The organism is Donghicola sp. (genome assembly GCF_025210255.1).
Lineage (GTDB): Bacteria > Pseudomonadota > Alphaproteobacteria > Rhodobacterales > Rhodobacteraceae > Donghicola > Donghicola eburneus.
Genome location: NZ_JAOARZ010000022.1, coordinates 230331 through 253975, shown reverse-complemented (window position 1 = coordinate 253975; position 23645 = coordinate 230331). Strand labels below are relative to the sequence as shown.

At 59.4% G+C, this 23645-nt stretch carries 24 protein-coding genes; 15 read left to right on the top strand and 9 right to left on the bottom strand.

The window, feature by feature from the left end; translation table 11 throughout:
- The first annotated feature begins 233 nt into the window (after positions 1-233).
- Entirely contained in the window at positions 234-1016 is a 783-nt protein-coding gene (xth, locus tag N4A58_RS08490) for an exodeoxyribonuclease III (protein WP_293708922.1), read from the top strand.
- On the opposite strand, the gene N4A58_RS08485 is transcribed toward xth, so the two are convergent.
- Together N4A58_RS08485 and dksA are read right to left on the bottom strand one after the other, a co-directional pair.
- Positions 1017-2201, bottom strand: coding sequence for an FAD-dependent monooxygenase (locus N4A58_RS08485; protein ID WP_293708921.1), 1185 nt, complete (start codon positions 2199-2201; stop codon positions 1017-1019).
- A gap of 100 nt (positions 2202-2301) precedes the next feature.
- Positions 2302-2775: an RNA polymerase-binding protein DksA gene (gene dksA / locus N4A58_RS08480; protein ID WP_072706979.1), complete on the bottom strand. Its 474-nt coding sequence runs from the start codon at positions 2773-2775 to the stop codon at positions 2302-2304.
- Between the two features lie 129 nt (positions 2776-2904).
- Between dksA and N4A58_RS08475 the strand changes: the two genes are divergently transcribed.
- The 8 genes from N4A58_RS08475 to N4A58_RS08440 all read left to right on the top strand — a co-directional run bounded on the left by N4A58_RS08475 (position 2905) and on the right by N4A58_RS08440 (position 8969).
- The gene (locus N4A58_RS08475) at positions 2905-3744 is read left to right on the top strand and encodes a MoxR family ATPase (protein ID WP_072706980.1); all 840 of its coding nucleotides are present in this window, start codon (positions 2905-2907) and stop codon (positions 3742-3744) included.
- A 213-nt stretch (positions 3745-3957) separates the two neighbouring features.
- The gene (locus tag N4A58_RS08470) at positions 3958-5313 is read left to right on the top strand and encodes a DUF2927 domain-containing protein (protein ID WP_293708920.1); all 1356 of its coding nucleotides are present in this window, start codon (positions 3958-3960) and stop codon (positions 5311-5313) included.
- Between the two features lie 51 nt (positions 5314-5364).
- Entirely contained in the window at positions 5365-5535 is a 171-nt protein-coding gene (locus tag N4A58_RS08465; protein WP_143095342.1) for an apolipoprotein acyltransferase, read from the top strand.
- A gap of 10 nt (positions 5536-5545) precedes the next feature.
- On the top strand, positions 5546-6730 hold the full coding sequence (locus tag N4A58_RS08460) for a VWA domain-containing protein (RefSeq protein WP_293708919.1): 1185 nt from the start codon (positions 5546-5548) through the stop codon (positions 6728-6730).
- Positions 6727-7116, top strand: a complete 390-nt coding sequence (locus N4A58_RS08455; protein ID WP_293708918.1) for a hypothetical protein — start codon at positions 6727-6729, stop codon at positions 7114-7116. Before N4A58_RS08460 ends, N4A58_RS08455 begins: the two co-directional genes overlap by 4 nt.
- Entirely contained in the window at positions 7109-7693 is a 585-nt protein-coding gene (locus tag N4A58_RS08450; RefSeq protein ID WP_293708917.1) for a DedA family protein, read from the top strand. The genes N4A58_RS08455 and N4A58_RS08450 overlap by 8 nt, the downstream gene beginning before the upstream one ends.
- 77 nt (positions 7694-7770) lie before the next feature.
- The gene (locus N4A58_RS08445; RefSeq protein ID WP_293708916.1) at positions 7771-8202 is read left to right on the top strand and encodes an OsmC family protein; all 432 of its coding nucleotides are present in this window, start codon (positions 7771-7773) and stop codon (positions 8200-8202) included.
- Between the two features lie 83 nt (positions 8203-8285).
- The gene (locus tag N4A58_RS08440; protein ID WP_293709295.1) at positions 8286-8969 is read left to right on the top strand and encodes a M48 family metallopeptidase; all 684 of its coding nucleotides are present in this window, start codon (positions 8286-8288) and stop codon (positions 8967-8969) included.
- On the opposite strand, the gene N4A58_RS08435 is transcribed toward N4A58_RS08440, so the two are convergent.
- The gene (locus N4A58_RS08435; protein ID WP_293708915.1) at positions 8966-9505 is read right to left on the bottom strand and encodes an RSP_2648 family PIN domain-containing protein; all 540 of its coding nucleotides are present in this window, start codon (positions 9503-9505) and stop codon (positions 8966-8968) included. The genes N4A58_RS08440 and N4A58_RS08435 overlap by 4 nt on opposite strands.
- Positions 9502-10695: an RSP_2647 family RNA methyltransferase gene (locus N4A58_RS08430; RefSeq protein ID WP_293708914.1), complete on the bottom strand. Its 1194-nt coding sequence runs from the start codon at positions 10693-10695 to the stop codon at positions 9502-9504. The genes N4A58_RS08435 and N4A58_RS08430 overlap by 4 nt, the downstream gene beginning before the upstream one ends.
- A 128-nt stretch (positions 10696-10823) precedes the next feature.
- Between N4A58_RS08430 and edd the strand changes: the two genes are divergently transcribed.
- Positions 10824-12629: a phosphogluconate dehydratase gene (edd, locus tag N4A58_RS08425; protein WP_293708913.1), complete on the top strand. Its 1806-nt coding sequence runs from the start codon at positions 10824-10826 to the stop codon at positions 12627-12629.
- Between the two features lie 127 nt (positions 12630-12756).
- Entirely contained in the window at positions 12757-13398 is a 642-nt protein-coding gene (gene eda / locus N4A58_RS08420) for a bifunctional 4-hydroxy-2-oxoglutarate aldolase/2-dehydro-3-deoxy-phosphogluconate aldolase (RefSeq protein ID WP_293708912.1), read from the top strand.
- A gap of 64 nt (positions 13399-13462) precedes the next feature.
- On the opposite strand, the gene N4A58_RS08415 is transcribed toward eda, so the two are convergent.
- Both N4A58_RS08415 and N4A58_RS08410 read right to left on the bottom strand, forming a co-directional pair.
- Positions 13463-13732: a hypothetical protein gene (locus N4A58_RS08415; RefSeq protein ID WP_293708911.1), complete on the bottom strand. Its 270-nt coding sequence runs from the start codon at positions 13730-13732 to the stop codon at positions 13463-13465.
- Positions 13729-16524 carry a glutamine-synthetase adenylyltransferase gene (locus N4A58_RS08410; RefSeq protein ID WP_293708910.1) on the bottom strand — a complete coding sequence of 932 codons (2796 nt, stop codon included), beginning with the start codon at positions 16522-16524 and terminating at the stop codon, positions 13729-13731. Before N4A58_RS08410 ends, N4A58_RS08415 begins: the two co-directional genes overlap by 4 nt.
- Positions 16525-16592: 68 nt before the next feature.
- Between N4A58_RS08410 and N4A58_RS08405 the strand changes: the two genes are divergently transcribed.
- The 4 genes from N4A58_RS08405 to N4A58_RS08390 all read left to right on the top strand — a co-directional run bounded on the left by N4A58_RS08405 (position 16593) and on the right by N4A58_RS08390 (position 19003).
- Positions 16593-17060, top strand: coding sequence for a YbaK/EbsC family protein (locus N4A58_RS08405; RefSeq protein ID WP_293708909.1), 468 nt, complete (start codon positions 16593-16595; stop codon positions 17058-17060).
- A 107-nt stretch (positions 17061-17167) separates the two neighbouring features.
- Positions 17168-17575 carry a DUF2852 domain-containing protein gene (locus tag N4A58_RS08400; protein ID WP_072706993.1) on the top strand — a complete coding sequence of 136 codons (408 nt, stop codon included), beginning with the start codon at positions 17168-17170 and terminating at the stop codon, positions 17573-17575.
- Between the two features lie 71 nt (positions 17576-17646).
- Positions 17647-18093, top strand: a complete 447-nt coding sequence (locus tag N4A58_RS08395; RefSeq protein ID WP_072706994.1) for an RDD family protein — start codon at positions 17647-17649, stop codon at positions 18091-18093.
- An 82-nt stretch (positions 18094-18175) separates the two neighbouring features.
- Complete coding sequence (locus N4A58_RS08390) at positions 18176-19003, top strand: arginyltransferase (protein WP_293708908.1); 828 nt, start codon at positions 18176-18178, stop codon at positions 19001-19003.
- A 92-nt stretch (positions 19004-19095) separates the two neighbouring features.
- On the opposite strand, the gene N4A58_RS08385 is transcribed toward N4A58_RS08390, so the two are convergent.
- The 3 genes from N4A58_RS08385 to N4A58_RS08375 form a co-directional block, all read right to left on the bottom strand.
- Positions 19096-21453, bottom strand: a complete 2358-nt coding sequence (locus N4A58_RS08385) for a TRAP transporter large permease subunit (protein WP_293708907.1) — start codon at positions 21451-21453, stop codon at positions 19096-19098.
- Between the two features lie 17 nt (positions 21454-21470).
- Positions 21471-22361 (bottom strand): TRAP transporter small permease subunit, encoded by an 891-nt coding sequence (locus N4A58_RS08380; protein WP_293709293.1) that lies wholly within the window; start codon positions 22359-22361, stop codon positions 21471-21473.
- 147 nt (positions 22362-22508) lie between these two features.
- Entirely contained in the window at positions 22509-23597 is a 1089-nt protein-coding gene (locus N4A58_RS08375; protein WP_072706997.1) for a TRAP transporter substrate-binding protein, read from the bottom strand.
- Between the last annotated feature and the right edge of the window lie 48 nt (positions 23598-23645).

The following is a 23645-nucleotide window of genomic DNA, read 5'->3' as shown; positions in this document are numbered from 1 at the left end:
AATCATAAAACCACTCAAGCCGCAAAATACCGGCTACAAGCGTGCAATCGTACAGTTACGACAATTTGATACCATACTACGACCTTTGTTGTACCCCCTAGTTCTACCCACCCCATTCAACCAAGGGTGGATTTTGTCGGCGCCTGCAATCAAAGCGGTATCGGTAACGCAGGCGGAATGCTTGCCCTTGGCAAGCGGATCAGCGATAGCTGTCCCAAGACCGGAGGGACCCCATGCAAATCGTGACCTACAACATCAACGGGATCAAAGCGCGGATCGAAACGCTGCTCACGTGGCTGCAAGAGGCCAGCCCTGATGTGGTTGCTGTGCAAGAAATCAAATCTGTCGACGAGAACTTCCCCCGCGAGCAAATCGAAGAGCTGGGATATCGTGTCGAAACCCATGGACAGAAAAGCTTTAACGGCGTAGCGATCCTTTCAAAGCTTCCGCTCGAAGATGTCACGCGCGGTTTGCCCGGCGATGACAGCGACGAACAAGCGCGCTGGATCGAAGCGACCGTGATTGGCGACAAGACCGCAGTGCGTCTTTGCGCGCTGTACCTGCCGAACGGCAACCCGGCGCCGGGCCCGAAATACGACTACAAGCTGGCTTGGATGGAACGGATGGAAGAGCATGCGCGCAAGTTGCTGGAACAGGAGATGCCACTGGTCATGGCGGGCGACTACAACATCATCCCGCAGGATGAGGACGCGGCACGCCCCCAAGTCTGGCAAAAAGATGCGCTGGCCCTGCCCCGAAGCCGCGCTGCCTTCCGCCGCATTCTGGATCTGGGTTTTACCGAAGCGTTCCGTGCGCGCACCTTTGGCGGCGGGCATTATAGCTTTTGGGACTATCAAGCTGGCGCTTGGAACAAGAACGACGGCATTCGGATCGACCACTTCCTATTGAGCCCAGAGGCCGCTGACCTCCTGACCGACTGCCGGATTGAATCCGAAGCACGCGGCAAGGAAAAGCCGTCGGACCACGTGCCGGTCTGGCTCACGTTGGACGCCTGATTACTTCAGCGCTGGCTCTTGGGTAATGTCATATCCGTAGAGCCAGTCGAACGACCCCACCAGCTTTTGCGGCGCAAGCCGACTGATTAGGCCCATGCCGAAATGCGCACCAAGGCGTAGTGGCATGGATGACAGGTGGTATTTCCACGCATTGCCATTTGCGGCCTCGATGACTTTGGCAGCACGGTCGCGGCGCACCGACTGGTAGGTCGCAAAGGCATCAGTGATACCGGCCCCCTTGGACAGCGACGCGCTCAGCGCATAGGCATCCTCGAGCGCCATATTCGCCCCCTGAGCCAAAAATGGAAGCGTCGGGTGGGCCGCATCGCCAATCAGAACCGCACTGCCCGTATGCCATTTCTCCGCGACCGGATGCCGGAACAGCCCCCACACATTTACATCGCTGATTTGCCCGAGCAACTTTTGCACGTCGTCTCCGAAATCATGGAACGACGCCCGCAGATTCGATGGGTCATCCGGTTGAGTCCAGCCCTCTGCCGCCCATTGGGCGCGTTCCTTAACCGCAACCACATTCAACATTGTTCCGTCGCGCAGCGGATACACCACCATGTGCCGCTTCGGACCCATATAAACCCGCGCCACAGGCCCCTGCCCGATCACGTTAGGCACAATCGCGCGCCAAGCCACCTGACCGGTAAAGAACGGCGCCTCAGACCCATTGATTGCCGGACGCACGACCGAGCGTACGCCGTCTGCGCCAATCAACACCTCTGGCTGGAACTCAGGTCCACACCGCATTTTCATGTTTAACGCATTGTCGAGCGTGACGCTGTCGACCTTCTGCAAGAGGCGCACTTTGACGCCAGCCGAGCGCGCGGCAGAGGCCAGAATGTCGATCAAATCCGCGCGGTGGACAAAGTAATAACCTGTCTCGCCTGCGGTTCGGCGCAGTTTAACCTCGGCGATCACTCCGGGGCGGCGATAATCGCGCAGTTCGACCGCTTGCGCTTCGATCCCTACAGCGCGGATCGCTTCACCGACGCCCATCGCGTCCAGAACCCGAAGCCCGTTGGGACTGATTTGCAGGCCTGCGCCCACTTCCTTGATGGCCTCGGCCTGTTCAAGCACGGTCACGCAGGCATCCCGACGCGCCAATCCCAAGGATACGGCCAAGCCCGCAATCCCGCCGCCTGCCACCGTAAAGTTCTGGTTCATCCGAGGCATAAGCTATCCACCAAAGTCATCTTCTGCATCGCTCAAAAGCAAAGTGCCGGACCCCATGTGGAATCCGGCACCCGCAAATACAATCACCTATGCGGCGCATTTAGTCGTCGCGGTGTACCTTTTCCCGACGCTCGTGACGCTCTTGCGCCTCGAGAGTCATGGTCGCGATCGGACGCGCATCCAGACGCTTGAGCGAGATCGGTTCGCCGGTCACTTCGCAGTATCCGTATTCCCCTTCGTCGATGCGGCGCAGTGCCGACTCGATCTTGGAAACCAGCTTGCGCTGACGGTCCCGTGTCCGCAGTTCAAGCGCGCGGTCGGTCTCTTCGCTCGCGCGGTCAGTCAGATCCGGAATATTCCGGGTGCTGCCCTGCAGTGTTTCAATCGTTTCCCTGCTGTCTTCGAGGATCTCGTCCTTCCACGCAATCAACTTGCGACGGAAGTACTCGAGCTGGCGTTCATTCATGAACGGCTCATCCTCGGCCGGCTGGTAATCCTCAGGCAGAAAGACCTCTGCTTTCATTTCCGCTCCCCTGATCAAGCCCTCGTCTGAGGTACTTTGTTTGTCAGACATATCGGGCCTCCTTCGCGGTCCACTTAACCTAGACCAAGGGGGATGTCACTACACAAAGCACCCCAGTTTCACCCTGAGAGGCATTCTGTTAACCTCTTTATTGGCATAGGAAATGTTAGGAAAACATTAATGAAATTCTCTTCGACCGACAAATATGTCGCGCCGGCGGACCTGACAGTTGCAGTAAACGCAGCCATCGCACTGGAACGCCCCCTCTTGGTCAAGGGCGAGCCCGGCACAGGCAAGACGGAACTCGCCAGACAGGTTGCCGCTTCTTTGGGCGTGCCGATGCTGGAATGGGCGGTAAAGTCCACGACGCGAGCACAACAGGGTCTGTATGAGTATGATGCAGTGTCCCGTTTGCGCGACAGCCAACTTGGCGATCCGCGCGTCGAGGATGTGTCCCACTATATCCGGAAGGGGAAGCTTTGGCAGGCGTTCGAAGCCGAGGAAAAGGTCGTGCTGCTGATCGACGAAATCGACAAAGCGGATATCGAGTTCCCGAACGACCTGCTGCAAGAGCTCGATAAGATGGAATTCTTTGTCTACGAGACGGGCGAGACAATTAAGGCAAAACAACGGCCAATCGTCATCATTACGTCAAACAATGAGAAGGAATTGCCCGATGCGTTCCTACGCCGATGCTTTTTCCACTACATCAGCTTCCCAGATACGGAAACAATGCAGCAAATTGTCGACGTTCATTTTCCCGGCATCAAGTCAGCGCTCCTGACCGAAGCACTCACCCAGTTCTACGAGATTCGTGAAACCCCTGGTCTCAAGAAGAAACCTAGCACTTCCGAGGTTTTAGACTGGCTCAAGCTGCTCTTGGCCGAGGACCTGAGCCCGGAAGACATTCGTAGGGATGGAAAAAACGCACTCCCTAGGTTGCACGGAGCACTTTTAAAGAACGAACAGGACGTTCACCTATTTGAAAGGCTGGCTTTTATGCTAAAAGGGAAACGATAGTTACCCTGCCTTACAAATTTCCCAGTTACATCATCATGTGGTCCGCTTTGAAAACGATACCTGACATCACTGAAAACAAGGATGTTGACGTGTTCACAGGTATCCAGAGCAAAGCGGTCCATATTACGAAAGCCCCGACAGAGGGCGACAGAGCGGCACGAGCGATTCGCGGATACTGGCAGGTTTCATCCCAACATTATCGGGTTACCAGTAATGCTTTCTCGCCTGCTCGTGCCAGTTTTTCTGGCAATATCGGCATGTTCGCCGACTCTGTCTTCTTACGATTCCCCAACTCGCGCCTTCACTGCTGACATTGATCTGCCGGAAATGCGGGTGTTCTCGACCCCGCGCGCGCAACCTCCTGCACGGTCCAACGCCGAAATCGCCCGCGATTTCCTAGACCTGACAATGCGCATGGAGAGTGGTCGTTATTTACCCTACTTTACGCGTTTCGAGGGGCCCATCACCGTGGCCGTCCGCGGCACACCGTCACCCACTCTTACGACTGATCTGGGGCGATTGATTTATCGCCTGCGCACCGAAGCTGGACTGAACATTACACAAACCAGCAACCCTGACGCGAGCATTGTTGTAAATGCGACAACCCGCAAAGCGATCCAGAAGGTCTTGCCTCAGGCGGCATGTTTTGTTGCGCCAAATGTCAGCACTCTGGCCGAATATCGCCTAGCGCGTCGGACCAAGCTGACCAGTTGGTCCGCGATGAGAGAACGCAAGAAGATCACGATCTTTGTCCCGACGGATGTCAGCCCGCAAGAAACCCGCGACTGCCTGCACGAGGAGCTGTCTCAGGCCTTGGGTCCGCTGAATGACCTCTACCGTCTGGCCGACAGCATCTATAATGATGACAACCTGCACACCGTGCTGACCGGTTTCGACATGCTGATCCTCAAGACGATCTACGCACCGGAACTCCATAGCGGCATGAACCGCCGTCAGGTCGCGAACCGTCTGCCCGAAATTCTGGCACGCCTGAACCCCGCCGGTCAGCGCCCACCGGGCAAGTTGCAGCCCTATACCCCCAAAGAGTGGCGCGAGAACATGATCACCGCCCTCGCCCCCGGTGCCAACATGGGCCAACGCTTGCGCGCTGCCGAAGCTGCACTGCAGATCGCCAAGGCGCGGAACCTGACCGACGTGCGGATGGGATACAATTGGTACGCTATCGGGCTGCTGACGGAACGCAGCGATCCAGAACGGTCCTTTGTCGCCTTCCAGAACGCCTACCAGTATTACCAAGCCAATTCGGGCACCGATATTCACAAAGCGCAGGTCGCCTCTCGGATCGGCTCTTATGCCCTGCGCAACGGCAATCCCAGCATGGCCTTGAAGTACATCGAGCCAAGTATATCTGCTGCTATCAAAGGCGAGAACGCCGCCCTTCTGTCGGCCCTGATGCTCTTGCGGTCCGAGGCGCTGATGCGCAACGGCATGGCCACGGACGCCCGTGCCGCACGGGTGGACAGTCTGGGTTGGGCGCGCTACGGCTTTGGATCAGAACGGGAGCTGAAACAGCGCCTGCGTGTCCTCACCGGCTTTAGTCCCTTGTGATGTGCGTGGGCCCTGTAAATGCAGGGCCCGCATCACTTTCAGGGGGGCACAATGCTTCTAGTTATCGGGATCATGATCTTTGGCGGCGCGATGGGTGGTCTGATCGCCAGCCGTCGCAAGGGCACACGCTCTGACGTTATCCATTACATCGCGACATACGCCGTAATCTTTGCCATCATCGGGGTTCTGGCGCAGGTCATTCTGCTGCGCAACATCAGCTAAAGGACCCGCGATGTTCCTGCCCTTTTTCGAAAACCTTAGACAGCGCGCCGTTCCCGTCACATTACGAGAATATCTGGCCTTTCTCGACGGGATGCAAAAGGGGCTGACCACTTACGATATCGAAAGCTTCTACTACTTCGCCCGCACGGCGATGGTAAAGGACGAGCGACACCTCGACCGCTTTGACCAAGCCTTCAGCGAGACATTCAAGGGCATCGAAGACATCCCGAACGACGCGGTTCTGGATGCGCTCGACTTGCCCGAAGAATGGCTGCGCAAGATGGCCGAAAAGCACATGACCGAAGAGGAAAAGGCCCAGATCGAAGCCATGGGCGGCTTTGACAAGCTTATGGGGGCGCTGAAAAAGCGTCTCGAAGAGCAGAAGGGTCGACATCAAGGCGGCAACAAATGGGTAGGCACGGCAGGCACCTCTCCCTTTGGTGCCTATGGCTACAATCCCGAAGGCGTGCGCATCGGCCAACACGAAAGCCGCCACCGCCGCGCGGTCAAAGTTTGGGACAAGCGCGAGTTCCGCAATCTGGATGACTCGGTCGAACTCGGCACCCGCAATATCAAGGTCGCGATGAAGCGCCTGCGCAAATGGGCACGCGATGGCGCGCATGAAGAGCTAGATCTGGACGGCACAATCCGCGCCACCGCTGAACACGGCTACCTTGACGTCAAAACCCGCCCCGAGCGGCGCAATGCGGTCAAGGTCGTCCTGTTTCTGGATGTCGGCGGCTCGATGGATGATCACGTCAAGGTCGTGCAGGAACTTTTCAGCGCAGCACGGACAGAGTTCAAGCATCTGGAATACTACTACTTCCACAACTGCCTGTACGAGGGCGTCTGGCGCGACAACGCCCGCCGCTGGACTGAACAGATCCCGACGCACGAGGTGATGAACACCTACGGCTCTGACTACAAATGTATCTTTGTTGGCGACGCCAGCATGAGCCCCTACGAGATCGCAATCCCCGGCGGCGCGAACGAGCACTGGAACGAAGAGCCCGGACAAGTCTGGCTCCAACGCGCCCGCCGCCAGTGGCCTCAGCATCTGTGGATCAATCCGGTGCCTGAGAAATACTGGCCCTACACTCAGTCAATTCACATGATCCGCCAGATCTTCGAAGACCGAATGGTCCCCATGACTCTCGAGGGGATCGAGCGGGGAATGAAGGAATTGGGCCGATGAAACGGCGCATGCGGGACAGCCTGCGCAAGCATCCTGTCCTCTCTGCGATCTTTGCAGTGGCGCTCTTAGCCACAGTCGTCTTTGGCATTCGCATGCTGATGTTCATGGCCCACTGGGGCCCGCCCCCGCCAGACCAGCAACCGATCGAAGGCTGGATGACCCCGCGCTATGTCGCCTTTAGCTGGGACATCCCCAAGCCCGAAATGTTCGCCATCATGGCTCGGATCACTGGTCTGGAGAACCCACCCGATAAACCCATGCCAATCGAGCGGATCGCCGAAAATAGCGGCATGACCACCCCGGCCTTTATTGACGCGTTGGACCAAGAGATTGCCGCCTATCGTGCAGCCAATCCCGATCACGCGGGTGACAGGCCCCATGACTGAAAGCTTCTTTACGCTCATAACCGATTACGGCGTATGGATCATTCTGGCCTCGACCTATCTCTCCTGCCTTCTCGTGCCGATCCCCAGCTCGATGATGATGCTGGCAGGTGGCGCGCTGGTGTCGGTGGGGGATTTGGTGCTGTGGCAGGTCGTGTTGGCGGCCTATGCTGGCGCAGTTCTCGGGGATCAGAGCGGCTTTGCGATTGGGCAGCGTTCCAGCAAGCTGTTAGCACAGTTCACGTCGGACAAACCCAAGCGCAAGGCACTGTTCACTAAGGCGCAAAAGGTGGTCGACACCTCTGGCGGAATAGGCGTCTTCTTTAGCACGTGGCTCTTTGCCCCGCTTGGACCGTGGGTCAATATCGCTGCGGGCGCGGCCAGCATGCGTTGGCTGCGGTTCACCTTGTGGGATGCGGCCGGAGAATTGGTCTGGGTCAGCATTTACATCGGGCTTGGCTACAGCTTTGCCACCAGCCTCTCGAACATTGCAGAGATCGCAAGCAACGCGATCGGCTTTGTCACGGCTGCCCTGATCGCCTTCCTTCTTGGACGTTGGCTCCTGCACCGCTCGGCGTGACCTTGACGGCTCATGGAACATTTCCGGTGTCTTGGCTGTTGGGTCCACAACGGAAAGACATAGAAGGATTTTATGTGATGATTAACAAGACAGGCTCCGCAAAATGGACTGGCTCGCTCAAAGAGGGTAAAGGCTACGTCTCGACCGAGTCAGGTGCACTGGACGATCAACCCTACGGCTTCAACACCCGCTTCGAAGATGGCGCAGGAACGAATCCCGAGGAAATCATCGGGGCGGCACATGCAGCCTGCTTCTCGATGGCGCTGTCCATGATTCTAGGGGAAAATATCCCTGACTCGATCGCGACGACCGCAACCGTGTCGATGGACAAAGATGGCGAAGGTTTCGCAGTCAAGAAAATTCATCTAAACGTGACGGGCAAGGTCCCCGGCATCACCGCCGAAGAGTTCACCAAAGCGGCCACCACCGCCAAGGATAACTGCCCGATTTCACGCTTGTTGATGGGCGGCACCGCAGAAATCACCATGGACGCCAAGTTCGAGGGCTAAGCCCCAGCTCTTTGCGCACAGCGCCCGACGTTTCATCACGTCGGGCGCTTTTCTTTTGCCATGTGCTGCCCCATCTTATGGGCATGCTCAAGTTCACACCGATCCTGCTCGCGGCACTGTATGCCTTTGCCATGTACCACTTCAGCGCGTGGCGCACGCGCAAGGAACTGGACATGCGGTCCACCGAATTGGCGGATCGCGGGTTGAAACAACTCTGCGATCAGATGGCCGCCGCTTTGGAACTGCCGCGCATCCGCGTCCACCTCTATGACATCGAGCCGGTGAATGGATTGGCCGCGCCTGACGGGCGCATTTTCATCACCCGTGGTTTTTATGAACGCTATAAAGCCGGAGCCGTGACGGCCGAAGAGCTGGCCAGCGTGATCGCCCACGAGATGGGGCATGTCGCTCTTGGCCATACGCGGAAACGGATGATCGATTTTTCGGGTCAGAACGCGTTGCGAACCGCTTTGGCGATGGTCCTTAGTCGGTTTTTGCCCGGCATCGGCGTGATGATCGCGAATGCGATGGCCAGCATGCTCGCTGCGCGCCTGTCCCGCAATGACGAGTACGAGGCCGACGCCTATGCCTCTGCCCTGCTGGTCAAAGCAGGCATCGGCACGGGACCGCAGAAATCCCTATTTCACAAGCTGGATGAGCTGACCCAGAGCCGCGCAGGCGTCATGCCCGCTTGGCTGATGAGCCACCCGAAAACCCCCGACCGCATCGCCGCGATTGAGGCCAACGAACGCCGCTGGAACGTTTAACCTAGCCGCTTGCCCAGACGGGGCATCCGCGCCTTTTTCATCAGGGGACGGATTTCGCGCGGGGCGTCGTCCATGTGTTCAGCGGCAGCGCGGACAGTTTCGACCACCTGTCCGACAGCCTCTGGCGCGTTATCGCACAGACGCAGCATGAACTGGTCGCTGTCCAGACGCTCGATCCCCTCTTCCGCCAGCGTATGGCGGGGGAAATCTTTGGCATTGAGAGTGACGATGACGTCCGCATGCCCTTTGATCGCGGCGGCCAGCACATGCAGGTCACCTCTGTCAGGCAGGTACAAACGCTGTTCGATCTGCTCGAATTCTTGCACCGACGCTTTGGGGAAAGCGCCGCGCAACAGGGCAATCTCACCTTCGGCCTGCATACCGTCAACTGGGCCAGAGCGCGCCGCAGCACGACGCCATTCCTCTAGGATCCGGTCGGACCAGAGCGGCTGATAAAGGCCCGCCTTGGCAGCCCCAATCAGCACTTCGCGCATCACCGTTGGATAGAGGACACAGGCGTCGAGCAGGACCTTCATACGCGGTAGAACAGCGCTTTGAGGTATCCGGTTTCCGCCAATTGCGGCAGCAGCGGATGGTCGGGTCCGGCATAGCCTGTGTAGATCAACTGACCCGTGCGCCCTGCCCGACCAATACCGCGCGTACAGGCCCCACGGAACTTCGCCAGATCGGCGGCGTGGGAACAGGAGCACAGGCCGATGTAGCCGCCCTCTTTGACCAGCGGAGTCGCCAGACGCGCCACACGTTCATAAGCCCGCAAACCAGCATCCAGAGCTTTCTTCGACGGTGCAAACGCGGGCGGATCACAGATGACCACATCGAACTGCTCACCTTCTTCGGCCAGTGCTTCGAGCGTCGCAAACGCATCGCCCTTGCGGGTCGCGAACCGGTCGCCAAAGCCAGAGGCCGCAGCCCCCTGCTCGGCCAATTCCAGCGCGGGCGCAGAGCCGTCTACGGCCAAAGCCGAGGTCGCGCCGCCTGCCAGCATCGCCAGACCAAAGCCGCCCACGTGGCTGAATACGTCCAGAACGCGGCCACCATTCGCCAGCTGCGCGGCAAAGGCGTGGTTCGGGCGCTGGTCATAGAACAGGCCGGTTTTCTGACCACCCATCACGTCCGCCATATAGGTCGCGCCGTTCATCGGCACGGGGATCGCGGCTTCGGGCGCGGTGCCAAGGGTCACCTCGGTCACCTCTTCCAGCCCCTCAAGGGTGCGCGCGCGGCCCGTGCCGTTCTTGATCACGGTGGTCACACCTGTCACATCCACCAAGGCCTGTGCCAGCTCGGCAAAACGCACATCGGCCCACGCCGCGTTCGGCTGCACGACAGCCACATCCCCGAACCGGTCGATTACAACACCGGGCAGGCCATCGGCTTCGGCGTGGACCAGACGGTAGAAGGGCTGATTATACAGGCGCGCGCGATGCGAATAGGCGCGGTGAAGACGCGCGGTGAACCATGCCTGATCGACCGCAGTCTCGGTGTCGCGGTCCAGCATCCGCGCGATGATCCGGCTGTTCGGGTTCACGGTCACAAGGCCCAAAGGCTTGCGTTCGTTGTCCTCCAGAACGGCCAGCGATCCAGCCTCCAGATTGCGGGTCCGGCGGTCGGTCACCAGTTCATTGTCATACACCCAAGGGAAGCCGTGGCGGATGGCGCGGGCTTCGGCGTTGGGCTTCAGGCGGATTGTGGGGTATGCTTGGGTCATGTGCGCCCTCTACTCCGGTTCCAGTGCTGCGAAAAGATCAATCTGCACGAAGGTTTTACATCGCGCTTCTTGTTAGCGCTAACTTAATTTGATATAGGGCGCCCAACAGGACGCTACAGGAGCTACCCATGCCCTTGAATAACACGATCCACGACGTCACCCAGCGCATCCGCGAACGCTCTGCAGACCGCCGTGCCAAGTACATGGACCAGATGAAGCGCGCCGCCGACCAAGGCCCAGCCCGCGCCCACCTGACCTGCGGGAACCAAGCCCACGCTTATGCTGCCATGGGTGACGACAAAGCCTCTTTGGCCGAGGGCCGCGCGCCGAATATTGGTGTCGTGACCGCCTACAACGACATGCTTTCCGCGCACCAACCCTACGAGCGTTACCCTGAACTGATCCGCCAGACCGCCCGCAAAGTCGGAGCAACTGCCCAGGTTGCAGGCGGCGTGCCTGCCATGTGTGATGGCGTGACCCAAGGCCAGACCGGCATGGAGCTCTCGCTCTTCTCACGCGATGTCATCGCGTTGGCGTCTGGCGTGGCTCTGTCACACAACACCTTTGACGCGGCGCTTTACCTTGGCGTCTGTGACAAGATAGTCCCTGGTCTGATCATCGCCGCGGCCACGTTTGGCCACATCCCCGGCATCTTCCTGCCCGCAGGTCCCATGGTCAGCGGCCTGCCCAACGACGAAAAGGCGAAAGTCCGCCAGCAATTTGCAACCGGTGAAGTCGGCCGCGACAAGCTGATGGAAGCCGAGATGGCCAGCTATCACGGTCCGGGCACCTGCACCTTCTACGGCACCGCGAACACCAACCAGATGCTGATGGAGTTCATGGGCCTGCACATGCCTGGCAGCTCTTTTGTGAACCCAAACACGCCCCTGCGTGACGCCCTGACCGTCGCTGGCGTTGAGCGCGCCGCAGCGATCACCCAGCTTGGCAACGAATACACGCCCGTTTGCGACGTTCTGGACGAGCGTGCCTTTGTGAACGGGATCGTCGGCTTGATGGCAACCGGTGGCTCAACCAACCTCGTGCTGCACCTGCCTGCCATGGCCCGCGCCGCTGGCGTCGAACTGACGCTGGAAGATTTCGACCAACTGTCTTCTGTCGTGCCGCTGATGGCCAAGGTCTACCCGAATGGTCTGGCAGACGTGAACCACTTCCACGCAGCTGGCGGTCTTGGCTACATGATCGGCGAGCTGCTCGACAAAGGCCTGCTGCATGACGACACCCAGACCATCGCCGGTCAGGGCCTGTCGCGCTACACCGAGGAGCCCAAGCTGATCGACGACAGCCTGACTTGGGTCGAAGGGCCCAAAGAAACCCAGAACGATAAAATCCTGCGCCCTGTCTCGACGGCCTTCCAACCTACCGGTGGCCTGAAGCAATTGGCAGGCAACCTCGGCACTGGCATCATGAAGGTGTCCGCAGTCGCCCCCGAGCGCCACATCATCGAGGCCAAAGCCCGCGTATTCCACGAACAGGCAGACGTGCGCAAAGCCTTCCAAGCGGGTGAATTCACCGAAGACACCATTGTTGTTGTCCGCTTCCAAGGCCCGCAGGCGAACGGTATGCCCGAGCTCCACAGCCTGACCCCGACCCTCGCCGTCCTGCAGGATCGCGGCCTCAAGGTCGCGCTCATCACCGACGGGCGTATGTCCGGTGCGTCTGGCAAAGTGCCCGCAGCGATCCACGTCAGCCCCGAAGCCTCGCTCGGTGGTCCGCTCGCCCGCGTACGCGACGGCGACCTGCTGCGTGTCGACGCAAAAACCGGCAAGATCGATTGCCTCGAGGCCGACTTCGACAGCCGCGAAGCAGTGGTCGCCGACCTGACAGCCAACAAATCAGGCATCGGCCGCGAGCTGTTCGAAGCTTTCCGCCAAAATGTTGGCCTTGCGTCGAACGGCGCAGCGGTCATCGTCTGACACTGCCAACGTCTGCCTTTGACGATATGAGTATTTGGACAAAGCAGAAAGCCCTGTTGCTTTTTGCCCCAAATACTCCCGCCGGAGGCACGCCACCCCAACCGATTTCGACCCAGAGGACCATTCCATGACCCCCGCAGAAGCCAGCGCAAAATCCCTCGAAATCTGCCGCAAGGCCCCTGTGATCCCTGTTCTGGTGATCGACGATCTGGCCCATGCCCGCCCCTTGGCCGAGGCGCTGGTCAAGGGCGGCCTGCCAGTGCTCGAAGTGACCTTGCGCACCCCCGTTGCGCTAGAAGCAATCCGCGAGATGGCGCAGGTCGAGGGCGGTATTGTTGGCGCAGGCACTTTGCTCACGCCCGCAGATGTCAAAGCCGCCAAGGAAGCAGGCGCTCTGTTCGGCGTGTCCCCCGGCGCGACAGACATCCTGCTGGATGCCTGCGAAGCGGCGGACCTCCCTCTGCTGCCCGGCGCGGCGACCGCATCCGAAGCAATGGCGCTGCTCGAGCGTGGCTACACCGTCCAGAAATTCTTCCCTGCCGAAGCTAACGGCGGCGCCAAAGCGCTGAAGGCCATCGGCGCGCCGATCCCTCAGGTCACGTTCTGCCCCACTGGCGGTGTCAGCCTGAAGAATGCGCCCGACTATCTGGGGCTGGCCAACACCGCTTGCGTTGGCGGCAGTTGGGTTGCCCCCAAAGATATGATGATCGCTGGGGACTGGGACGGCATCGTAGCGCTCGCGCAAGAGGCCGCGCAGCTGCCACGCTAAGGGCAATCCCGAACAAAACAAAACGCGGTGCTCATCGGGCGCCGCGTTTTTCTATGTCCAAACCTCAGTCGCGTGGACGCGACCGCCACCCCCCGCGCCTTTTGGGCCTGTCAGAGGTCGCGAGTCCCTCTTTCAGCACTGTGGTCATCGGGTGCTGTGCCTCCAGACCATACCTCTCCAACAGCTGGCCGATCACCTGCTGCAGATCATCCGTCGGCACGCTGAGCGCCCAATCCAGGAAAATGCTACGACATTCGGCCAGTGTGATCCCGTCGATCCTGTAGGCCTCGCGGATCAGGCCTTTGGGGTCATTGGGATCCTTCTCGGTGGTCATGCGGGGGCGTCCTTTACGCGTGCGGCCAAGACCGCGTCGATGTGTTCTGCTGCAGTGACATAGCCCTTGGACAACCGCTGTTCCAGTTGCGGCATATTTTGGCAATCACAGACGCTGAGCAGAAATTGTTCGCCCCCGCTGCCGATCTTAGCCGGCTCCAATCGGCCATCCCCCAAGAGCCGCGTGGCGACCTGCACCTGCCACAGCTGGCGATAAATCTGACACAAAGCCCGAGCCTCTGCGTCGGTCATCCAACCCAAGGAGCAGGCAGCCGTCAAACCGTCAGACACACTGCGATTTGGCTGCCCTGACAACAACGTTGCCGCTTGGGCAAAGAGTTCGATGTCCTGCATCCGGCCGTCCCCGACCTTGACCTCCCACAGGCTGGCAGGTGTTTTCGCGGCCCTGATCCGAGCGCGCATGTCGGCCACATCCCGTAGAACAGCGCCCTCGTCCCGTTCTTTGGCGATCAGCTCTTGGCGGAATGCTTCGATATCCTCTGACAATCCTGCACCACCGACGACCACCGCCGCGCGGGTCAGAGCCAGATGCTCCCATGTCCAAGCCTCGGTTTTCTGATAGATTTGGAAGGCGTCCCAACTGGTCGCCACCGGCCCCTGATTGCCCGAGGGCCTTAGGCGCATGTCCATCTCGTATAGACGCCCTTCGGACATCGGCGCGGTCATCGCGGTCACCAAAGCCTGTGTCAGGCGGGCAAAATAGGTTCTCACATGCAACGGCCGCTTGCCCGTCGACTCCTCGGCGCCTTCGGGATCGTAAATGACAATGACGTCCAGATCCGACGTCGCCGTCTGCATGCAAGCGCCAAGGCTGCCCATGCCCAGAACCGCCGCGCCGCGGCCGGGCGCAGGGCCGTGCTTGCGGGCAAACTCTGTCTGTACGGCGGGGAACAGTCCCGCCAAGGTCGCTGCAGCAAGATCGGCATATTCGCGGCCCGCCTCTTCGGCTGAGATAAGCCCGCGCAACAGGTGCACACCAATTCGGAAATGCCATTCCTTGGTCCAGCGGCGCGTGTCGTCCAGTTGCCGCTCGTAGTCCCCCTCTGCCACTTGCAGGCGCGACGTCAGCTCTTGGCTCAGCGCCTCCCGCCCTGGCCAAGGATCAAAGAAACTGCCGCCGATCACCCCGTCCAGCACACCTGCGTTGCGCGACAGATACCGTGCCAAAGCTTGCGCTGTGCTGGCAATGTCGACGATCAGATCAACCAGATGCGGATTGGCCTCGAACAGCGAAAAGAGCTGCACGCCCGCAGGAAGGCCGGACAGGAATCCGTCAAAGGCAATCAACGCTTCGTCAGGCTTCGGAGAGGCACTGAGCTTGGTCAAAATTTCCGGCTTCAACCGCTCAAAAATCTCGACCGCGCGTGCGGAGCGCAAGGCTGGGTATGTTTTCCAGCGCTCCACAATCTCGTGGTCGAGCGTCGCGGCCTCTTCACAGGGTTTGGATGGCGCGTCAGGGGCAAAGAAATCTTCGGTGAGATCATGGACGGCTGAAAGCCTGTCCCGCAACTCTTGCCCCAGCGCGGGAGTGTCCATGTCCATCATCGCCGCGATCCGGTCCAGCTCTTCGGGCGCCGTAGGCAAAGTATGGGTTTGTGCGTCGTTCACCATCTGCAAACGGTGTTCGACCTCTCGGTGAAAGCGATAGTGGCTTGTCAGGGTGTCGGCCACATCGGGCGTGATCCACCCCTTCTGGGCCAGCACCTGTAGGCCTGGCACTGTGCCACGAACGCGCAGCTCGAGATCACGCCCACCAGCGATCAACTGGCGCGTTTGGGTAAAGAACTCAATCTCGCGAATGCCGCCGCGTCCAAGCTTCATATTGTGGCCAGGCAGGCTGACAGGACCGTGCAGTCCTTTGTGGTTGCGGATCGCCAGACGCATATCATGCGCGTCCTGAATGGCCGCAAAGTCCAAATGCTTGCGCCAGACAAACGGGGTCAAGGTTTTCAAGAACCCGAGCCCGGCGTCAATATCGCCCGCGCAAGGGTAAGCTTTGATGTAGGCGGCGCGCTCCCACGTGCGGCCTAGGCTCTCGTAGTACCGTTCGGCGGCCTCCATCGGCATGCACACCGGCGTCACCCCCGAATCGGGGCGCAAACGCAGGTCGGTGCGAAAGACATAGCCATCCGCCGTATTGTCCGAGAGCATCGCACACATTTTGCGCGTGGCGCGGATCAGCGCCGCGCGGGCGTCAAGGTAGTCGTCGCGGGTGTACTTTGTCTCGTCGAACAGACAGATCAAGTCGATGTCAGAGCTGTAGTTCAGCTCTCCGGCGCCCATCTTGCCCATGGCCAGCGCCACCATGCCACCCGCCAGTTCCACGTCTTCCTCGGTCATGCCGGGCAATTTTCCCCGCCGGATTTCGGCGCCGACGCAGGCTGTCATCGCCAAATGGGTCGCCAGCCCAGCAAAATCCGTAAGCGCACCCGTCACCTCTTCCAGCGTCCAAACACCCCCTAGATCCGCAAGCGCAGTCAGCAGCGCCACCCGCCGTTTGCCCTGCCTCAGGGCCCCTGCCCGTTGATCCGGTGCGGTTGCCCTTAGCCGATCAAACTCTGCGGCCAGTGCACCTTCTGGGTCTGACACAGCCTCGGCAATCCAATCGGTTTCCTTCGCCAGAAGGCCGCGCAGGTATGGGCTGCATCCGGCAGTCCCTTCGATCAGGGCGCGGGGCTCTGGCGGCAACATCGGGAACAGAGCAGCCCCTTCGGCCCCACGTTCGGGATTGAAGGGGCGCGGCGTGCGGGTCATACGGGATGCGAATGTCATGAGCGCATGTTTGGGTCTGCCCGAACACCGCGTCAATGGCCCAGATCAAATCCCGACAGGAGCCCGAAATGAGCAAGAGTCTGAAGCGTGTCCGCCAAGCCCTGATCGACGCCGGTTTCGAGCCCGAAATTCTGGAAATGGGCGAGACACGCACCGCGCAGCAGGCTGCAGACGCTGCGAACTGCCATGTCGATCAAATCGCGAAATCCATCATCTTTCGCGGGGAAACCAGCGGAGAGGCGATCCTATTTTTGACCGCAGGGGGCAACAAAGTCTGCGCGGACAAGGCGAGCGCACTGGCCGGAGAACCTTTGGGCAAGGCGGATGCTGCCTTGATCCGCAGCCAGACCGGCTTTGCCATCGGGGGCGTTTCGCCTGTAAGTCACCTCAACCCGATCCGTGCTTTTCTAGACCCGCGACTCCTAGAATTCAGTGAGGTCTGGGCAGCGGCGGGCACCCCAAGGCACATATTCGCCCTGAAACCGCAGGAATTATTGCCCCTGAGCGGCGCCCAAACCGCTGATTTCACGGCATAATCCAAATAATGTAAAAAGTTTTCACATTCCCCCTTGTAACAGGGCCGCTCCATCACGATCTCTTGTAATGTGAAAAGCATTCACATTCACCCTGAACGGAGCACTTCATGTCTACTTTTGCAGATCCAATACCCCAAGAAGCCCGCGGCTGGTTCGCCCGCGCCGAAGCCTGGCTTGATGCCAGAGGCAAAGGCGCATGGATCGCTGCGATGGTCCTGTCCTTCATCTTTTTCTGGCCTGTCGGTCTCGCGCTGCTGGCCTACATGATCTGGAGCAAGAAAATGTTCAAATCGTCCTGCCGCGCAAAACGCAGCTTTGGCCCCGCCTTCCGCTCGTCCGGCAACACTGCCTTTGACGCCTACAAGGCCGACACCCTGCGCCGTCTCGAAGACGAGCAGATCGCCTTCGAAAGCTTCCTCGAGCGTCTGCGCGAAGCCAAAGACAAGGCAGAGTTCGACCGCTTTATGGACGAACGCGGCAAGTCCGGCACCGAAGCCGAGACTCCGAACGCCTGATCCCGTACCATGGGCCCGCCCGCTCCGGCGGGCCCCGACCCAGCCCCTGATCCGAAACCGGTCCCACACACATGAGCTATTCAGAGATTTTGCCCGACCCCGACCGCCACGAAGAACTGTATGCAGACACACCGACCAAGCGCCTGTTGGCGTGGCTGGTGGATCTGGTGATCGTCGCCGTACTGTGTGCGTTGATCCTGCCGTTTACATTCTTCACTGGGATCTTCTTCTTTCCGGTGATGATGATGGTGATCGGTTTTGCGTATCGCGTCATCACTCTGGCCCGTGGATCCGCGACGTGGGGCATGCGCCTGATGTCGATGGAGCTGCGTACCATGCAGGGGCACCGCTTTGACCTACCCACCGCATTTCTGCACACTTTAGGATATTCGGTATCCTTTGCTGTATTCCCTTTGCAGATCGTTTCCATCGTATTGATGTTAACCTCATCTCGCAGGCAGGGGCTTACCGACCATATCATGGGCACGGTCCCTATGAACAAGACCACGCTATACTGAGGTCCATGAAACCTACTAGACTGCCCCCTTGGCGCGAGGGGGCGGCATTGTTATCGTCGCTAGCGAACTATATGGGATCGACATGCGCCATACGCCTCCTCTTACGCCGCAGTTTTACGTGACAGCCCCCCAAAGCTGTCCCTACCTGCCCGACCGCATGGAACGGAAGCTGTTCACCGCGTTGCAGGGGGACAATGCCCACGCCCTGAACGACTCGCTGTCGCAACAGGGATTTCGGCGCTCGCAGAACGTGCTGTATCGCCCGTCCTGCTCTGACTGCGCAGGATGTCTGTCTGCCCGCATCCGAGTGAGCGATTTTGCGCCGACAAAGACCCAGTCAAAAACCCTGCGCCGCAATGCCAATCTGGATCGCGAAGTCCGCAGCCCTTGGGCCACCGAGGAGCAATACGACCTCTTCCGCCGCTACCTCAGCGCCCGCCACGCAAATGGCGGCATGGCAGACATGGATATCTTCGAATTCGCCGCGATGATCGAGGAAACGCCGGTCCGCACCCGCGTGATAGAATATACTGACTCGACCGCCACCAATGATGCCCTGACCGCCGTATGCCTGACCGATGTCCTGCAGGACGGCCTGAGCATGGTCTACAGCTTCTACAAGCCCGAAATGACCAACCGGAGCCTCGGGACTTTCATCATACTGGATCACATTCGTCTGGCGCTCGAGCTGGACCTGCCTTTTGTCTACCTCGGCTATTGGGTCCCCGGCTCCGAGAAGATGGGCTACAAAGCCAACTTCTCAGGCGTAGAGCTGTTCCGCAACGGCGGATGGGAGCCGATGGAGCAGCCCGAGAACTACTCGGCGGATCTGCACCCGCTGTCGACAGAACCGATCTCGGAGCAAGTGTCGAACCTGATCCTGCCCAACGTTCGGCCGGTCAATCGCTGAAAGAACCCCGCTTCTTTTTTGCCTTAAATAGTGAAATCCCAACAAAAAAGCCCCGCGCAAACGGGGCCTTTTTCTATCTCTCGCCTGACGCCTTATTTCGGCATCAGGTCAGGAACGATGGTCACGATGCCCGGAAAGAGCCACAGGATCGCAATCCCGACCACTTGGATCAACACAAAGGGCGCAACCCCGCGGTAGATATGGCCGGTCGTCACTTCCCGAGGCGCAACGCCACGCAGATAGAACAGCGCAAAGCCAAAGGGCGGCGTCAGGAACGAAGTCTGCAGGTTTACCGCGATCATGATGGTCACCCATTTGGGATCAAACGATCCACCATAGATCACCGGTCCCACGATCGGCACCACGATGTAAATGATCTCGAGGAAGTCGAGAACAAAGCCCAGCACGAACAGCACCAGCATCACGATCAAGAAGACCGTGAATTCGTTGTCAAAGCTGCGCAGGAACATCTGGATGTAGTGCTCGCCGCCGAACGAAATGACCACGAGGTTCAACAGCTGCGACCCGATCAGAATGGTAAAGACCATGCTGGTCACTTTGGCCGTCTCGCGCATCACCGGCGACAGAACGCCTGTACGGAACAGGGTCCAGCATGCATAGCCCACACCAAACACGATGTAGAGGTACGCAGCATATGCCAGCGTGAACGCCATCCAAGTTTCGGCCGACACACTCTCGGTGTTGATCCGCAGGTCAAAGTTGATGCCCAAGATCAGCAGAATAACCGTCGCGAAGGTCGAGTTGATGATGATCTTGCCCGACTTGTTCTCGTCCTTGAGCTTACGGTAGGCCGCTAGCATCAGAGCACCGACCGCACCAAGCGCCGCAGCGGGCGTCGGGTTGGTGATACCGCCAAGGATCGAGCCCAGAACCGCAACGATCAGAACCAGCGGCGGGAAGACCACGCGGATCAACTCGTTCTGACCCAGACGCGCTACAGCCGCTTTCATCGACCACAGCGTCAACCCGATGGGCAGCGCCATGATGACAAAGGTCATGGTCGCGCTCGTCAGCGGATTGATCAGCACAATGTCTGCCAGAGCAGCCAGCACCAAACCGATGCCACCGATCAGCAGCGGGCGAGGTTCCTGACTCGGGGCCACACCGCGCGCCAGCATCAGGATGATCCCCAGCATCGCGATCATGATCGACACACCTGTTCCGATCGGTGCTGCTGCAGCAACCTTCTCGGCGCGGGCCGCGTCCATCTCTTCAGGGGTCAAGCGAACGCTCTCCTGCAGACCGCCTGCATCGGTGATCGCTTGGTTTTCAGCAACCGCCGTATCCCATGCCTCTTGGCCGTGCAGCTCGATCATCGAGGCCTGACACTCTTCGCTCACGTTGGTCCGCAAGCTTGCAGTGGTACCAGCATCGCTAAAGCTGTCGACGGTCACGTCTTGGGTGCCGACAATCCCGAGATTACCAAGGATCAGCAGTCCCGCGATCAGCGCGACCGGCAAGCCAAGGAACCACGTGAAGCCTTCGCTGCGGGTGATGACTTCGCCAGTGCCCGTGTCGCCCATCTGCACCGCAGGCGCTTTGCTCGGGTTGAACAGCGCGTAGCCAAAGGCATAGAGCGCATAGAGCATCGCGAGCATGATCCCCGGCAGCAGCGCCGCTTGGAACAGAGTACCGACAGACACAACCGCAGGCTCACCCAGATAGGTCAGCGCGTCGGAACAGCCGACAGAGCGCGCGCGCTCTTCCTGAGCGGTGGAGTACAGGTCACCCGCGAGCGTGCCGAGCAAAACAATCACGATCGACGGCGGGATGATCTGGCCCAATGTGCCAGAAGCCGCAATCACACCGGTGGAAAGCTCTGGTGAGTAGTTGTTCCGTAGCATGGTCGGCAAGGAGAGCAGGCCCATGGTTACAACGGTCGCGCCCACGATACCGGTCGATGCCGCAAGGAACGCGCCCACAACCACGACCGACACAGCCAGACCGCCGGGCAGAGGCCCGAAGACTTTGGCCATAGTGGTCAAGAGGTCGTTCGCGATCTTGGAACGTTCCAGCGTGATGCCCATCAGAACGAACATCAGAACGGCCAGCAGCGTCTCGATCGATTGACCTGCCAGAACGCGCTCGTTGATGCGGTTCACGATGAACGACACGTTGCGGTCCAGCGCGGTTTCCCACCCGGACACAAACACAGGTTCCGCGATCCTTGGAAGATCGGGATATCTAAAGACCGAGATAGAGTCCTGTTTGACCCCGCTGGCAACAAGGGCGTTATAGGCGTCCGACCCAGTGTCGATCGCCTGGTGAATCAGGAGACCCGCGCTATCAAGCGCGGCAATGATACCAAAGGCGATCGCCCCTGCCCCGCCGATGGCGAAGGCAACGGGAAAGCCCGAAAGAATGCCCGAGAACAGGCACAAAAAGACGATGATCAGGCCGATCTCTACGCCGTCTAGTCCGAATAGCATGTCTTATCCGCCTTGAATTAATGGGTGCCTTCGTAGGCTTCTTCGCCTTCACCCAGCGTATCGCGGTCCACAAAGCGGCCAGCGGAATCCGGGCCTTCTTTGTATTCCAGATAGGAACGCCAGAAGAATGCGCAGGCATGGATGAAGACCATACCAGCGAAGGTCACGAGCAGAATTTTGAACAGGAAGTAGCCAGTGAAGCCGTTGGCCGAGAAGCCAATGGTTTCTACGTTCCAGCGTAGGGCGCGCGACTTCATCAGCAGGCGATCCAACTGGTCCGAGGCCGACGGCTTGGGAACGATCAGGTGGCGCCACAGGAAGTACCAGCCGTACATCCACGTGATCACCGCCAAGGGCATCATAAAGATCACCGAGCCGACCATGTCGATAACGCGCTGCACACGGTGGCTGACTGCTGCATAGACAAGGTCCACTCGAACATGCCCGCCTTGGACAAAGGTGTAGCTGACGCACATCGCAACAACGATGGCATTCCACAGCTTCAACTCTTCGGACCACCAGCTGACATCAAAACCGACAGGGATACCAAAGCCCAGCACCACGTCAGGCCGCGCAAAGATTCGTTGCATCAGAACGATGACGGTCTGTTGCAGCACCATAATCAGGCCCGCCCAAGCGGCGAAACGGCCCGCGGCATTCGCAAACGCCTCGAGCCCGCGCACACAGCCCCAGAGGAAGTTGTTTTTCCAGACACCAACCGCTGTGATGATCAGGAAGGTGGTGAAAATAACAAAGAAGAATTCGACCGAGCCGCCGTAGTAAACAAAGCGCGACAAGGCCTCTTTGTTCGACCAATCCAGCCAGAGGCCTGGATGCGACACAGCATAGAAGAAATTGTAGAAGGCCATAGCGATGTTGGACAGCGCCCAAACAAGGCCGTCCCACATCGAGAGCAAGGCGCCCCCCAGCCCGATGCTTTCCTGTTCCATGATGTCCCCGAGTATCCCGCTTCGACGCGGGTTAGTTTGCGAACGCGGTGTTCACACGAAATAGGGCACCGCTCATCAGCGGTGCCCACGATGCAAAGGCAGGTATTAGCCGCGGTTCAGAACGCGGTCACGCTGCTGCACGTAGCTACGGTCTGCGCGCTGCAGCCACTCGGAGCTCGACTTCATCGACTCTTCGAAGCTGGTACGGATTTCCGCGTACATCGGATCGTCCATGAATTCGTCCATGGCCTGCAGCGATGCGGTGCCGAACAGATCCCACACGTCGTCGGTGAATTCCATCAGCTTGACGCCTTGGCTCTGGATACGCTTCAGCGCGGCTGCGTTGTTCGCGATACCCTGTGTCAGGCTGTGGGTGGTGGCTGCCTTGGCGGCCTGCTCCATGATGGCCTGCTGGCCGGGTGTCAGGCTGTCCCAGACATCGCGGTTGAACGACACCGACAGAGCCGAACCCGGCTCGTGGAAGCCCGAGGTGTAGTAGAAGTTACAAACTTCCTGGAAGCCCAGACGCTCGTCCGCGAAGGGACCGATCCACTCTGCGCCGTCGATCGCGCCGGATGCCAGAGCCTGATAGATTTCGCCGCCCGGGATCGACTGAACCGATGCGCCGGTCATACCCAGTGCGCGGCCACCGATGCCGGGCATGCGGAACTTCAGACCGTTGAAGTCATCTGCCGAGCGGATTTCCTTGCGGAACCAGCCGCCGGGCTGCATGCCAGTCGAGCCCGCGTGGAACGACTTCAGGCCAAAGATTTCACCCAGACCGTCGTACAGTTCCTGACCGCCGCCGTGGTACATCCAGGTCGACAGTTCCTGCGCGGTCGCGCCGAACGGAACTGCGGTGAAGTAATAGTAACCGGGGTGCTGGCCGCCAAAGTAGTAGTCAGCCGAGTGGTACATGTCTGCCTGGCCCGAGGACACAGCGTCGAACACCTCGAAGCCGCCGACGAGTTCGCCCGCTGCTTTTTTGTCGATGGTGATCTGGCCATCGGTCATCGCCTGAACAGCGTTGTTGAAGTACACGGCCGCGTCATCAAACACAGCAAAGCCATGGGGGACCGAAGTCACCATGGTCAGAGTGCGGTTGCCCTGCGCGATGGCGGGTGCTGCCAGAGTGCTGGCTGCAGCTGCGGTGCCGCCAATTGCCGAAGTCTTCAGAAAAGAACGACGATCCATATGGTCTCTCCTCCCAAATTCTGCCCTACCTTGCGGCGGGCGGATCGT